Source organism: Nocardioides sp. Soil805 (assembly GCF_001429625.1).
Taxonomy (GTDB): domain Bacteria; phylum Actinomycetota; class Actinomycetes; order Propionibacteriales; family Nocardioidaceae; genus Nocardioides.
On record NZ_LMSU01000001.1, the window covers coordinates 1,868,748 to 1,881,455 of the forward strand.

Sequence of the window (12,708 nt, forward strand, 5' to 3'; positions counted from 1 at the left end):
CTCACATGGTCAGGTCGATGCCCCGCGGGGCACCGCCGACCGGGTCGGGACGGAGCGGGTTCGCTCCATCGATGAGGCCGTCCATGGCCGGTGCTCCACCACGCGTCCGTGCGCGTTGGTCCTGCTCGCCCCGGCCCGTGCCGGGCTGCGAGGCGTCGCCGCCCGTGCCCGCATGGGGGCCGGGCGACTGGTCGAGGGGCCCGGCGCTGCCGCCGGGGGTCGAGGGGGCGAGGGGGCCCACCGCGGTCCCCGCGAGGTCGCGCACGACCACGCGGGCGTCCGACGCGCCGGCGAGCTCGAGCACCCGCCGCAACTCGGGGGCACCCTCCGCCAGGGCCCGTCGGGCGTCCTCGCCGGCGGCCAGCTGCACGTGCACCTCGCCGTCGCGGACGGTCAGCGTCACCCGCACGGCGCCGAGGGCCTCCGGCTGGAGCCGCATGGTCAGGCGGTGCACGCCGTCGCCGCGGGACACCATCCGGGTCACCTCCGGCACGACCTGAGCCACCACCGGTCCGGTCCGGGCGCCCTCGGGGGCGGTGGGCGCGACCACAGCGGTCGGCGCGGCGACGGCCGCCGGGCCGGTCACCGGGCCGGTCGTCAGGCCGGTCACCGGGTCCGTCATCGCGCCGGGCGGCGAGGCCGGCGCGGGGACCGGCGCCGGGGCTGCCGCGGGGACGGCGGGGTCCGCTCCGGGCGAGGGCGACGTCGCAGCAGCCCCGGTGACCGAGCCGCTCGCCGTCGTGTCCCGGGACTCGGCGGCGGGGTGCGTCGGGTCCGCGGTCTGCTCGGGGGCGGCCGGGGACGCAGGGTCCACGGCGGCCTCCGGGGCGACGGGGGCCGCGAGGGCCGTTCGAGCCGCCTGGGCCGGCAGGCCAGCCGGCGCCACGGCCGCCGGCCGGGTCACCTGGCTCGCCGGAGCGACCGGGGCCGCGGGAGCCGCCAGGGCACCCGGGGTCGTGGGAGCCACGGGGGCCTCGGGGGTCGCCGGAGCCGCGATGTGCCCGGGGGCGGCCGGGGACCCGGGGGCCGCCGGGATGGCGGCGGCGCGCGACGACGCGTCGTACACGGCACCGGCGACGGGGGGCCCGGACGTCGGGGCCGGACCCCCCGCGGCACCGGGTGCCGGTACGTCGTCCGTCTGGACAGCGACGGGCCGGTCCACGAGCAACGGCCACACCGGCAACGCCGCCGGGGGCACGACGACGGGCGCGGTCGGCCCGTCGGTCGCGGCCTCCTCGGCGGGAGCCGCGGGCGCACCGGGCTCCTCCCCCAGTCCCGCCGCCGTGGATCCGGCGGCCGGGGCCAGCAGGCCGGCGACCAGCGCGGCGAAGACGTCCGCGCCCGCGTCCCCGGAGCCGGAGGACGAGACCGAGGCATGGCCCGCCACGGCGTCCGGGGCGAGGACCGGGACCACGGGAGCGGTCGGCACAGGACTGACGGTCATGCTGCGGACTCCTGCCAGGCGGACATGACGGACTGCACGTAGGCGCGCGTCTCGGGGTAGGGCGGCACGCCGTCGTAGCGCAGGACCGCACCCGGCCCGGCGTTGTAGGCCGCGAGCGCGAGGTCGACCTGGCCGAAGCGGCCGATGAGGTCGTCGAGCAGGCGGGCAGCACCGTCGACGGCCTGAGCCGGGTCGAAGGGGTCCGTGACGCCCAGGCCGCTCGCCGTGCCCGGCATCAGCTGCATCAGGCCCTGCGCACCGGCCGGGCTGACGGCTGCGGGGTCGAAGCCGGACTCCTGCCGGGCGACGGCGGCCAGCAGCGCGGGATCGATCCCGTGCGCGGCGCCGGCGCGCTCGAACAGCGAGGAGTACGGCGTTCCCTCGGGGACGCGCGACGTCGGCACGCCCGCGGTGAAACCCGCCACCGGCTGCGTGACCGCGACGTCCGGCAGCACTCGGCGGATGTAGTCGGGAGGCGTCGTGACCGGGACGACCTGCACCCGGCCGCCGGGGCGCGGCGCCTCGATCATCTGCCCGTTGCCGAGGTAGATCGCGATGTGGTCGGCTCCGACGTTGCGGCTGGAGTTGTCCCACGCGATCAGGTCACCGGGCCGGGCCGCGGCGAGGCTGGGCACCTCGGTGCCGGAGCGGGCCTGGTCGGCCGAGAGCCGCGGGAGCTCGATGCCGAAGGCGGAGTAGGCGGACTGCACGAGGCCCGAGCAGTCGACGCCGCGCTCCGGGTCCGTGCCGCCCCAGACGTAGGGCAGGCCGACCATCTCGCGCGCCTTGGCGACGACCTGCTCGCCCGTGACCGCACCGGTGACCGCACCCGGTGCCGCCACGGCGGCGCGCGAGAGCACCCCGGAGAAGGAGGCGCCGGCGACGGCCGAGGTGGCGCGGGGCAGCATGCCCAGCTGGGCCTGGATCTGGGCGATGCGCGAGGTCACGTCGGTGATGCTCATGGTGCCCCTCCCCCGGAGCGGCGGCGAGCGCGCAGCCAGCGGGCGGCCACGAGGTCGTCGACCTCGGCGGTCTCGCGGCGCAGCCGCTCGGCGCGTCGCTGCTCCTGGCGGCGCTCGAGGAGGAGCTCGACGGCGGAGAGTCGCGTGCTGTCGCGCTGCCAGTGGTCGCGGGCGGCCGCGGTGAGGTTCCCCGCGGCGGCGAGCGCGCGGCGGGAGTCCGCGAGCTCGGTGGCCACCCCGGACGCCGCGAGACGACCGAGGGCGAACGACACGGGGTCGCTCGTCTCGGGCACCGCGCTGGCCACGAGACGGTCCTGCACGGCGGCGAGGCGCCGGGCGGCCTCGCGCTCGTCGGCAGCGGCACGCGCCAGCCCGAGCCGGCTGTCCAGCTCGCGCACGCCGCGCACCCGGGCCACGGCCCGCATGCCGGCGTCGGCGGCCACGTCGGTCCTGCTCGCCATCACGACACCAGCTCCCGCAGTCGCTGCCAGGTGTCCGCGGTCGGGGTCGGGTCGTCCATCTCCTGGCGGAGGAAGTCGTCGATGGCGGGCATGCGGGCCAGCGCGACGTCCGCGTCGGGGTCCGCACCGGCGACGTACGCGCCGATCTCGACCAGCTCGCGCACCGACCGGTGCGCGGCCAGCAGCCGGCGGAGCCGCGTCGCGTCCGCACGCTGCGCGGGCGTCGTCACCGCGCCCGCGACCCGGGAGAGGGACTCGAGGACGTCGATGCTCGGGAAGTGGCCCGCGGTGGCGAGCCGTCGCGAGAGGACGACGTGGCCGTCCAGGATCGAGCGCGCGGTGTCGCCGATGGGGTCCTGCATGTCGTCGCCCTCCACCAGCACCGTGTAGAGGCCGGTGATGCTGCCGGTCGCGGAGGTCCCGGCCCGCTCCAGCAGCTGCGGCATCAGGGTGAAGACGCTCGGCGGGTAGCCGCGGGTGGCCGGGGGCTCACCGGCGGAGAGGCCGATCTCGCGCTGGGCCATGGCGACCCGGGTGAGGCTGTCCATCATCAGCACGACGTCGCGGCCGCTGTCGCGGAACCACTCGGCGATGCGGGTCGCGACGGTGGCCGCGCGCAGCCGCTCGACCGGCGGGGCCTCCGACGTCGCCACCACGACGACGGAGCGGGCCAGGCCCTCGGGCCCGAGGTCGTTCTCGATGAACTCGCGGACCTCGCGCCCTCGCTCGCCGACCAGGGCGATCACCGACACCTCGGCGTCGGTCCCCCGCGCGATCATCGACAGCAGGCTGGACTTGCCGACACCGGAACCGGCCATGATGCCGATCCGCTGGCCGCGCCCGCAGGGGGTCAGCGCGTCGAGCGCCCGCACGCCGAGGCCGACCTGCTCCTCGATCCGCGGGCGGCTGAGGGCGGGCGGGACCGGGTGGGTGACGGGCACCCGCGGCAGGTCGTCGAGGGAGGGTCCGCCGTCGACGGGGCGACCGAGGCCGTCGAGGACCCGACCGCGGAGCGCGTCGCCGACGCCGATCTGCAGGGGGCCGCCTGTGTGGCGCACGACGTCCCCGACCCGCAGGCCGGTCACCTCGCCGAGAGGGAGGCAGGTGAGCCCGGCGGGGCCGCTGGCTGCGACCTCGGCGAGGACGGTGGTGCGCCCCTCGACGGACACGAGGTCGCCGACGGCCGCGGGCAGGCCGGTCACCCGCACCTGGAGGCCGAGCAGCTCGGCCACCTGGCCGAGGCGCAGGGGGGCGACGGCCCCGAGGGCACGCGCGCGCACGTCGGAGGTCAGCAGGCTCATGACAGCGCCTCCCGCAGCCGCGCGAGCGCCTCGTCGACGCGCAGGTCGACGACGTGGTCGTCGGCCCGGGCGACGGCGTCCCCCGGACCGAGGGCGGGGTCGGGCACGACCGAGATCCCCAGCGCGCCGAGGTCGCCCGCGGTCGCGGCGACGTCGGGGTGGAGCCGGACCGAGCACACGGCGTGCTCGGGCAGCAGCCCGGTGACCCGGGCCAGGACGTGCGCGGGGTCGGGGGTCGTGGCACCCACCAGGGCCCGGGTCAGCTCGAGCGCGAGCCCGCCGGCCTGCTCGTCGACGCGACGACAGGTGCGGGCGAGCTCCTCGCGCAGCGACGCGGCGGCCTCGCCCAGCGCCGCGAGGGCGGCGGCGTGCTCGCCCGCCCGACGGTCCTCGGCCGCAGCGGCGGCGCGGACCAGGTCGTCGGTCTCGGCGCGTACGGCGGCCTCGGCCTCGCGACGTCCCTCGGCCCAGCCCACGGCGTACCCCTGGGCACGCGCCGCCGAGCGCGTGGTCTCGACGAGGCTCAGCTCGGGCATCCGCATGCCTGTCATCGCGGGAGGCGCGGCCCACCGGGGGGCGGCGTCAGTCGATGAACTCATCGTCGCCTCCTCGGCGCACCACGATGTCGCCGCGCTCCTCGAGCGCCCGGATCGTGCGGATGACCGACTGTTGGGCCTCCTCGACCTGGGTGAGCCGGACGGGGCCGAGCAGCTCGACCTCCTCGAGCACGTTCTCGGCGGCCCGCTCGGACAGGTTGCCGGTGATCTTGTCGCGCACCTCCTGCGAGACGCCCTTGAGCGCCAGCGCCAGCTCGGACGACTCGACCTGGCGCAGCACCTGCTGCACGTCCCGGTCGCCGAGGCCCACGATGTCCTCGAACATGAACATCCGGCTGCGCACCTCCTCGGCCAGGCCGGCGTCGAGGCTCTCGAGCCCGTCCACGATCTGGCGCTCAGTGGAGCGGTCGGCGCGGTTGATGATGCTGACGAGCGGTCCGAGACCACCCACGCGCGAGGAGTCGCTCGGCTGGAGCACCGAGGAGAGACGTCGCTCGAGCACCGACTCCACGACCCGGACGGTGTCGGGGTTGGCACGGTCCATGACGGCGATGCGGTGCGCCACCTCGGCCTGGAGCTCCGAGGACAGCCCGGAGAGCACGAGCGAGGCCTTCTCGGCGGACAGGTGGACCAGCACCAGGGCGATGACCTGGGGGTGCTCGTCGCAGATGAAGGACCGCAGCTGGGCGGGATCGGCGCGGTGCAGGAACTGGAACGGGAGCTGGATCGCCCTGGCGTTGAGCCGCTGCAGGGCCTCCTCGGCCCGGTCCTCGCCGAGGGAGCGTTGCAGCAGGTCCCGGGCGAGGTCCATCCCGCCCTGGAGGAGGTGCTGGCGCGCGGCGAGCAGGTCGGAGAACTCGCCCATCACGTCGCGGGTCTCGTCCGGCTGGACGGAGACGAGCTGGGCGATCTCGCTCGAGACCGCCTCGACCTCGTCCTCGCTCATGTGGGCCAGCACCTGCGCGGCGCGGTCCTTGCCGAGGCGCACCAGCACGATGGCTGCCTTGCGGGCCCCGGCGGAGGTCATCGTCGCCATCACGGACGCTCCACCAGCCAGCCGCGCAGCAGCGCGGCGACCTCGTCGGGCTGGCGCTCCACGAGGGCGACCAGCTCGTCGCGCATCCCGTCGACGCCGGCGGGCACCGGGGCCAGCGCCAGCTGCGTGGCGGTGTCGTCGGCGCGCTCGGAGAGGGCGTGCAGGGCGACCCTCTCGGCCTGCTCCTGGCGCAGCTGCTCCACGACGTACGACGTGGCGTCCTCACGTGCCTGGGCGCTGCGTCGCGACCGGCGCCACGCCAGGCCGACCAGCAGCAGCACGACGCCGCCGAGCACGCCGTTGCGGATCCAGGCGTTGCGGCTCGCCGCGGCCTCGGCCGCCTTGGCCTCCGCCAGGGCCGCCGCGTTGGCGTCCTCGACGGAGGTGTCGAAGGGCACGACCGACGTCGCGATCGTGTCGCCCCGCTCGACGTCGAGCCCGATGGCCGCCGAGACCAGGTCGTCGATCTCGGCGGCGTCCACGACCACCTCGGAGTTGGTGTCGACCACGACCGCGGCGTGCAGGGACCTGATCGACCCGGGCGCGGTCTCGGACTGCTCGACGACCTTGTCGATGCCGTTCTCGCGCACGGTGGAGGTGTTGCTGTAGCTGCCGTCCGTCCCGGCGCCGCCGGTCTCCAGCTGCGCGTCCGGTCCCACGACCCCGCCGGCGCCGCCGGGGGCGCCGTTGCCGGAGTAGGTCTCGTCCTGCACCGACTCCGAGAGGGTCGGCGCGTTCTTCTGGGAGCCGTAGGTGGTGGTCTCGGTGACCTTGCGGTCGAAGTCGAGGACGGCGGTCACCTGCACCGACGAGTTGCCGGGGCCGAACACCTGGTCCAGCAGCGTCTGCACCTTGGCGTTCAGCTGGTCCTGGTACTCCTCGACCTGCCGGTTGCGACCGGTCGTCATGCCGTCGGCGGGGTCGCCACCGTCGGATAGCACCCGTCCGGTGGAGTCGGCGACGGTGACCTTCGAGGGGTCGAGCCCGTCGATGCTGGAGGCGACGAGGTGCACGATCGCCTGCACCTGGTCGGGGTCGAGCTCGGTGCCGGCCCGCGTGTCGACCAGCACGGAGGCGGTGGCCGGGTCCTGCTCCTCGGCGAAGACCTGCTTGGGGGGCATGGCGAGGTGCACGACCGCGGTGTCCACGCTGTCGATGGCCTCGATCGTGGCGGCCAGCTCGCCCTCCATCGCCCGCTTGAAGTCGGTCTGCTCCTTGAACTGCGACGTGGAGATGTCCTGCCCGTCGAGGAGGGCGTAGCCGCCGTCGCTGCTGTGCGAGGGGATGCCCTCCCCGCTCAGCGCGATGCGGGTCGCGTACACGTCCTTGCTCGGCACCGAGATGGTGCCGCCTCCGCCGCCGATCTCGTAGGCGATGCCGTCCGCCTGCAGCTGCTCGACGACCGCGGACGCGTCCTCGGGCGCGAGGTCGGTGTAGAGCGGCGAGTACGACGGCGCGGAGGCCCAGCGGAAGACCATGAAGGCCGCGAGGAGCAGGGCCAGGCTGCCGACGACGGTGACGACCTTCTGCCCCGGCGTGAACAGCAGGAACGACCGGCGGTAGCGGTCCAGCGCGCGCGTGATCCCGGCCTTCATCCGACCTGCATCCGCATGATCTCGCTGAACGCCTCGATGGCCTTGTTGCGCACGGCGACGGTGAGCTTGGTCGCGACCTCCGCCTCGGTGGCGGCCAGGGTGTAGTCGTGGATGTTGGGCAGGGTGCCGGACGCCGCACGGACGGCGAGGCCGTCAGCCTTGTCCTGCACGCCCTCGAGCCGCTCGATGCCGTCGAGCACCATGCTGCCGAAGTCGCTGCCGGGGCCGCTGGCCGCGGCGGGGGACGCCGGCGCCGACACCACGGGGGCGGCGAGGGGGGTGAAGCCGATGGCCTCGATGCCGCCGATGCTCATCGACCCTGTCCGATCTGCAGTGCCGCGCCGTAGGTGTCCTGGGCGGTCTTGGTGACCTGGACCGATGCCTGGAAGCCGCGCTGGGCCTGCACGAGCGACGTCATCTGCACGGACATGTCCATGGCCGGGGTGCGGACCATGCCGTCCGCGTCGGCGAGCGGGTGGTCGGGATCGTGCACCAGCAGCCCCTCGGCGTCGCCGAGCTCGATGCCCGCGACGTCGACCCCACCCTCGGGGCGGGCGGTCGCCACCACCATCTGCGCCTGGAAGGCGTCGTCGCTGGTGGCCGTGACGGTGTTGGCGTTGGCAATGTTGTGGGCGAGCGCGTCGAGCCAGGTCTGGTGCATGCCCAGGCTGGAGTTGGCGATGCGCAGCATGTCGAAGGCGCCCATCAGAAGGACCCCGCCGCGGTGGTGATGAGGGCGAAGTGGTCGGAGGCCGCGCGCGTCATCATCTGGTACTGGAACTGGGTCTGCACCGCGGAGAGCGACTCCTGGCGCAGGTCGACGTTGTTGCCGTCGGTCCCCACCGGCGCGTTGGAGGCCTGGGTCGTCGGGGCCACCCCGTCGGCGGACATCTCCCCGCGCTGCATCGCGGCACGCAGCGAGGTCTCGAAGTCGACGCTCGTCGCCCGGAAGCCCGGGGTGTCGACGTTGGCGATGTTGTCGGCGATCACGTTCTGCCGGGTCGCCAGGCCGTCGAGGGCCGAGGCGAGCACCGACGAGACGGCATCGGGCATGCCGAGGGACACGCGTTCTCCTCCAGGAGAGGTGGTGCCGGTCCTTCGGCGGGGGGTGAGCGGTCCGTGCTCACCCTCCGCATCGGCGCCACGCGTGCGGTGTTGAGGAGTTGTGGAGAAGTCAACAGGCCTGCCACACGAGTCGGGGACCTTGGTCCCGGTCGGCACCACCCGGCCGGGTCATGCCGGCTGGTCCGACCAGGTGGTCACACCCGTGACGGCCGTGCGATCAGGGCCCGCGGTGAGGCGGGCGGTCAGGCAGGCGGTCAGGCAGAGACGTCGACGTACGCCGGCGCGGAGGTCGCCTCGGCGAAGGCCGTGCGGCGGACGCGGGCCAGTCCGGCGCGGGTGTCGGCCATCGCCCGGACGAGTCCCTCGCGCAGGGCCGCCTGACGTCGCTCGAGCTCGCGGGCGCGCCCGACGAGCGCCTCGGGGAGGGGTCCGTCCACGGCGAGTGGCGTCCACGTGCCGACCCCGGCGTCGCGACCGATCTCGAGGTCCGCCTCGAGGTCGGCGAGCATCCGCTCGGAGATCCGCACGTCGGCCTCGAGGCGGTCCAGCACGGTCTCCCAGGCGACCATCAGGTGGGCCGTGCCCTCCTCCTCGACGATCAGGGCGCTCACGCCAACGTCGCCGTCTCGAGGGCGGCCTGGCGCCACGCGTCGGCCAGGCCGACGATGAGGTCGAGGCACTGCGCGGTCACCGTCGCGTCGCGTCGCACGTTGGCCTGGACGAGCTGGACGAGCAGGTGCGAGTAGAGGCTGCTGAGGGCCTCGGCCCCGTCCCACAGCTCGGGGCGCAGGCTGCTCTGCAGCTCGGCGACGATGTCCTGCGCGTGCAGCAGGTGGCCGTGCGCGGCGGCGTGGTCGCCGGCACGCTGCGCCATGATGGCGCGACGGCAGTCCAGGACGAGCCGGTCGTAGAGCATGACCAGCAGCCGCGCGGGGCTGGCGGTCTGGACGGAGGCCGTCGTGTAGGCCGATGCAGCGTTGGTCATGGGGTGCCTTCCTTAGCTTCCCGATGTCGTGAGGGAGGAGATCTGGCCGGACAGCCAGGAGGACTGGCTGTTCATCCGGCTCAGGGCGGTCTCCAGGGCCGTGAACTGACGAGTGAGGGTGGTGCGCCGCAGCTCGAGACGGATGTCCCACGCCTCGATGCCGTCGTCGAGCCGCTTGATGGACTCGTTGCGGCCGGTGATGGCGGTCGTGAGGATGCCGGTGGTGCGGTCGGTGGCCGCCTTGGCGGCCTCCGCGACGCGGGCGACGAAGCCGGTGCCGCCGGCGGTCATCCGGGTCTGCACGGCGGTGGGGTCGGCCTCGTACGCCTTCCGGAACGCCGCCTCGTCGAGGACGAGCCGGCCGCTCCGGTCGGTCTGGACGCCCAGGTCGGCCAGCGTCGTGCCGTCGCCGGGGAAGACGCTGGCGAGCAGGCGGTCCCGCACCTCGCGCACCCCGCGGTCGCCGGAGAGCGGCCCGCTCGACCCCGCGACGCCGCCGGAGCGGCTCTGGGTGTCGATGTCGGCGAGCGCGGCGTTGACCGCGTCCACGAGGCCCTTGAGCGACGTCGCCAGCGTGGCCGGGTCACGGGCGAGGGTCACCTCCGCGGTGGCGCCGGGCGCGGTGCCGGCCGCGATCGTGACGGACACCCCCGCGGCCAGGTCGGTGAAGGTGTTGGTCGAGGACGTGGCCACGATCGAGTCACCGACGGTGACCTGGGCGTCCCGGCCTGCCCGCAGGGTCGCCCCCCCGAGGAGCGCCGAGCCGTCGACCGCGTCGGTGAGGGTGTAGTCCGAGGCCGCCCCCGTGGCGGCGGACTCCACCACCAGCCGGTAGGCGTCGGTCCCGACCTTGACGGCGGTGGCCCGCAGGCCGGTGGCGTTGGCCGGGTCGTTGATCGCGGTGACCAGGCCCTGGAGCGTCCCGTCGGTCGTGAGGTCGACCGCGGCGGTGCCGTCGAGGCGGTCGAGGCGGACCGTCGCGGGCACGGCGCCGGCGGCGTCCAGCCCGACGGCGGTGGCGTGCTCGAGCCGGTGGCTCGCCGCCGTCCGGTCGACGCGCAGCGAGAACGAGCCGGGCCCGGCCGTGCCGGTCGTGGTCACCGACACCTTGGCGTCGGTCGACGTCGCGGCGACCGCGGCCCAGGTGGCGGGCTTGGCGAGGTCGGCGGCGCGGGTCGCCAGCGCGGCGATCTTGGTGTTGAGGGACTGGAGGATCGAGACGACGGACTTCTCGCTGTTCGCACGGGACTTCAGGCGCGTCTGCTGGGCCGCCTCGAGCTGCATGAACTGCTCGATGATGGTGGCGGTGTCCAGGCCGCTCCCCAGGCCGCTGATGCTGGCCGCTGGGCTCATCGTCGTCCTCCCTCGTTCCCCGTCGTGGGGCCGCCGCTCCCGGGTGGTGGCGGGTGGACCGCGGAGACCGCGGCCCACCCGTCACCGTGGGAGAAGCTGGCCGGTCAGCCTCAGCGCAGCAGCGAGAGGACGCCCTGCGGGGCCTGGTTGGCCTGCGCGAGCATGGCCGTGCCGGCCTGGGACAGGATCTGCGAGCGGGTGAAGCTCATCATCTCGGCCGCCATGTCGGTGTCGCGGATCCGCGACTCCGACGCCGAAAGGTTCTCGATGGCGACGTTGACGTTGTTGATGGTGTGCTCGAAGCGGTTCTGCGTGGCACCGAGCTCGGCCCGCTGGCCCGACACCTTGGTGATCTCCGCCTGGACGTCGTCCGAGGTCGAGGTGGTGATGTCGAGGGCAGCGATGCTGGTCTTGAAGTCGCCCGTCGCGGTCGCCGTGATGTCGATCGTGTCGGTGCTGGCGTAGCCGACCTGGAAGGTCTTGGCGGTGCCGTCGAACAGGGCGTCGCCGTTGAACTTCGTGTTGTCCTGGATCCGGCCGATCTCCGTCTTGAGCTGGCCGAACTCGGCCGCCAGCGCAGTCTTGGAGTCGGCACTCTGGGCACCCGAGTTGTACTGGACCGACAGGTCGTTCATGCGCTGCAGCATGGAGTGGACCTCGGTGAGCGCGCCTTCAGCCGTCTGCACGAGGCTGACACCGTCCTGCGCGTTGCGGGCACCCATCTTGAGACCGCCGACCTGCGAGCGCAGGCCCTCGGAGATGGCGAGGCCGGCCGCGTCGTCGGCGGCGCGGTTGATGCGGAAGCCGCTGGACAGCTTCTCCAGCGACTTGGACATCTGGCCCTGGGTGACCGACAGGTTGCGGTAGCTGTTGACCGCGTCGATGTTCTGGTTGATGCGAAGACCCATGATGGATTCCTTCCGTGGTTATGGGATCGAGCTGGAGTCCGTCCGTGGACTCCGTCGAGGTGCTGTTCGGCCGGTCGTGGCCCCACGTGAGGGATCGACCGGAAGTTTTTTCCCGTGGTCGCTCAGGCGCTGGTGGCGACGCGGTGCCGCACCGGGCGCAGGGCCGCGGCGTGCCGCTCGGCGACGGCGGCGAAGTAGCTCTCGCGCCGGCGGGCCGCGACCCCGCCGGGACGCTCGTGCTGCGGCACCAGGTGCGGGTCGAGCTGGGAGTTGATGCCGTCACGGAGCAGGACCATCGCCTCGGCCCGCAGCTGGGACACCCGGGACTCGGTCACGCCCAGCTCGGCGGCGAGCTCCGCCATGGGCTGCTCGTCCAGGAAGTAGCCCTCGACGACGCGTCGCAGCCGCTCGGGCAGCTCGGCGATCGCCTCGCCGAGGTAGCCGAGCAGCTCCTGGTGCTCCAGCGCCCGCTCCGGGGTGAGGGACGCGGACGCCAGGGACTCGGCGTACGACCCGTGCTCGTCACCTGCCTCCAGCGAGAGCACCTGGGCGCGCGCGAGGTCCTCGCGGTTGGCCACGACCTCCTCGAGCGGCAGGCCGAGGGCGCTGGCCACCTCCGCGTCGGTCGGCACCCGTCCGAGGGAGTGGGTGAGGCGGGTCCTGGTCTCGTCGAGGTCGCGCGCGCGGCGGCGCACGGCACGCGTCGCCCAGTCGACGCTGCGCAGCTCGTCGAGCAGGGCCCCGCGCACGCGCGTCGAGGCGTAGCGGGCGAACGGGACCCCGCGCTCCGGCTCATAGGCCCGCGCGGCCAGCACGAGGGCGGCGAGTCCCGCGGAGGTGAGGTCGTCGCGGTCCACGTGGCCCGGCACCCGCGCGAGCGTCTCCCGGACGAGGTGACCCACGAGGGGGATGTGGGAGGTCACCAGGTCGTCTGAGGAGGGCACGGAGGACGGGCTGTTGCTGGGCACCTCGGAAGTGTTGATGTCCCGTAGACGTTGCGTTGACGAAATGTGGACGAAGGGCCGTCGGTGGGATCCATCG

Annotated in this window: 15 protein-coding genes; all 15 read right to left on the reverse strand. The window is 74.2% G+C overall.

The features are described 5' to 3' along the window. Position 1: 1 nt before the first annotated feature. Positions 2-1,444: a flagellar hook-length control protein FliK gene (locus ASG94_RS09050; RefSeq protein WP_156411486.1), complete on the reverse strand. Its 1,443-nt coding sequence runs from the start codon at positions 1,442-1,444 to the stop codon at positions 2-4. Continuing rightward, positions 1,441-2,406 carry a transglycosylase SLT domain-containing protein gene (locus ASG94_RS09055; RefSeq protein WP_056925938.1) on the reverse strand — a complete coding sequence of 322 codons (966 nt, stop codon included), beginning with the start codon at positions 2,404-2,406 and terminating at the stop codon, positions 1,441-1,443. Before ASG94_RS09055 ends, ASG94_RS09050 begins: the two co-directional genes overlap by 4 nt. After that, positions 2,403-2,867, reverse strand: coding sequence for a flagellar FliJ family protein (locus tag ASG94_RS09060; RefSeq protein ID WP_056925939.1), 465 nt, complete (start codon positions 2,865-2,867; stop codon positions 2,403-2,405). The genes ASG94_RS09055 and ASG94_RS09060 overlap by 4 nt, the downstream gene beginning before the upstream one ends. After that, a complete protein-coding gene (locus tag ASG94_RS09065) occupies positions 2,867-4,168 on the reverse strand; it encodes a FliI/YscN family ATPase (protein WP_056925940.1) in 1,302 nt (433 codons plus the stop codon). The genes ASG94_RS09060 and ASG94_RS09065 overlap by 1 nt, the downstream gene beginning before the upstream one ends. Further along, a complete protein-coding gene (locus ASG94_RS09070; protein ID WP_156411487.1) occupies positions 4,165-4,767 on the reverse strand; it encodes a FliH/SctL family protein in 603 nt (200 codons plus the stop codon). Before ASG94_RS09070 ends, ASG94_RS09065 begins: the two co-directional genes overlap by 4 nt. After that, on the reverse strand, positions 4,751-5,761 hold the full coding sequence (gene fliG, locus ASG94_RS09075; protein ID WP_056926393.1) for a flagellar motor switch protein FliG: 1,011 nt from the start codon (positions 5,759-5,761) through the stop codon (positions 4,751-4,753). The genes ASG94_RS09070 and fliG overlap by 17 nt, the downstream gene beginning before the upstream one ends. Next, on the reverse strand, positions 5,761-7,356 hold the full coding sequence (gene fliF, locus ASG94_RS09080; RefSeq protein ID WP_056925942.1) for a flagellar basal-body MS-ring/collar protein FliF: 1,596 nt from the start codon (positions 7,354-7,356) through the stop codon (positions 5,761-5,763). Before fliF ends, fliG begins: the two co-directional genes overlap by 1 nt. After that, positions 7,353-7,670 (reverse strand): flagellar hook-basal body complex protein FliE, encoded by a 318-nt coding sequence (locus tag ASG94_RS09085; protein ID WP_056925943.1) that lies wholly within the window; start codon positions 7,668-7,670, stop codon positions 7,353-7,355. The genes fliF and ASG94_RS09085 overlap by 4 nt, the downstream gene beginning before the upstream one ends. Next, entirely contained in the window at positions 7,667-8,062 is a 396-nt protein-coding gene (locus tag ASG94_RS09090) for a flagellar basal body rod protein FlgC (protein WP_056925944.1), read from the reverse strand. The genes ASG94_RS09085 and ASG94_RS09090 overlap by 4 nt, the downstream gene beginning before the upstream one ends. Beyond that, entirely contained in the window at positions 8,062-8,421 is a 360-nt protein-coding gene (locus ASG94_RS09095; protein WP_156411488.1) for a flagellar basal body rod protein FlgB, read from the reverse strand. Before ASG94_RS09095 ends, ASG94_RS09090 begins: the two co-directional genes overlap by 1 nt. Before the next feature lie 254 nt (positions 8,422-8,675). After that, a complete protein-coding gene (locus ASG94_RS09100) occupies positions 8,676-9,032 on the reverse strand; it encodes a hypothetical protein (protein WP_056925945.1) in 357 nt (118 codons plus the stop codon). Then, positions 9,029-9,406 carry a flagellar export chaperone FliS gene (gene fliS, locus ASG94_RS09105; protein ID WP_056925946.1) on the reverse strand — a complete coding sequence of 126 codons (378 nt, stop codon included), beginning with the start codon at positions 9,404-9,406 and terminating at the stop codon, positions 9,029-9,031. Before fliS ends, ASG94_RS09100 begins: the two co-directional genes overlap by 4 nt. 12 nt (positions 9,407-9,418) lie before the next feature. Further along, positions 9,419-10,759 (reverse strand): flagellar filament capping protein FliD, encoded by a 1,341-nt coding sequence (gene fliD / locus ASG94_RS09110; protein ID WP_056925947.1) that lies wholly within the window; start codon positions 10,757-10,759, stop codon positions 9,419-9,421. A gap of 110 nt (positions 10,760-10,869) precedes the next feature. Next, the gene (locus ASG94_RS09115; RefSeq protein ID WP_056925948.1) at positions 10,870-11,667 is read right to left on the reverse strand and encodes a flagellin N-terminal helical domain-containing protein; all 798 of its coding nucleotides are present in this window, start codon (positions 11,665-11,667) and stop codon (positions 10,870-10,872) included. 122 nt (positions 11,668-11,789) lie between these two features. Continuing rightward, a complete protein-coding gene (locus ASG94_RS09120) occupies positions 11,790-12,635 on the reverse strand; it encodes a sigma-70 family RNA polymerase sigma factor (RefSeq protein WP_082624022.1) in 846 nt (281 codons plus the stop codon). Positions 12,636-12,708 lie beyond the last annotated feature (73 nt).

Coding starts and splice junctions, on each gene's coding strand:
- ASG94_RS09050 (WP_156411486.1), bottom strand. CDS start 1,444: ATGACCGTCAGTCCTGTGCCGACCGCTCCCGTGGTCCCGGTCCTCGCC.
- ASG94_RS09055 (WP_056925938.1), bottom strand. CDS start 2,406: ATGAGCATCACCGACGTGACCTCGCGCATCGCCCAGATCCAGGCCCAG.
- ASG94_RS09060 (WP_056925939.1), bottom strand. CDS start 2,867: ATGGCGAGCAGGACCGACGTGGCCGCCGACGCCGGCATGCGGGCCGTG.
- ASG94_RS09065 (WP_056925940.1), bottom strand. CDS start 4,168: ATGAGCCTGCTGACCTCCGACGTGCGCGCGCGTGCCCTCGGGGCCGTC.
- ASG94_RS09070 (WP_156411487.1), bottom strand. CDS start 4,767: ATGAGTTCATCGACTGACGCCGCCCCCCGGTGGGCCGCGCCTCCCGCG.
- fliG (WP_056926393.1), bottom strand. CDS start 5,761: ATGGCGACGATGACCTCCGCCGGGGCCCGCAAGGCAGCCATCGTGCTG.
- fliF (WP_056925942.1), bottom strand. CDS start 7,356: ATGAAGGCCGGGATCACGCGCGCGCTGGACCGCTACCGCCGGTCGTTC.
- ASG94_RS09085 (WP_056925943.1), bottom strand. CDS start 7,670: ATGAGCATCGGCGGCATCGAGGCCATCGGCTTCACCCCCCTCGCCGCC.
- ASG94_RS09090 (WP_056925944.1), bottom strand. CDS start 8,062: ATGGGCGCCTTCGACATGCTGCGCATCGCCAACTCCAGCCTGGGCATG.
- fliS (WP_056925946.1), bottom strand. CDS start 9,406: ATGACCAACGCTGCATCGGCCTACACGACGGCCTCCGTCCAGACCGCC.
- fliD (WP_056925947.1), bottom strand. CDS start 10,759: ATGAGCCCAGCGGCCAGCATCAGCGGCCTGGGGAGCGGCCTGGACACC.
- ASG94_RS09115 (WP_056925948.1), bottom strand. CDS start 11,667: ATGGGTCTTCGCATCAACCAGAACATCGACGCGGTCAACAGCTACCGC.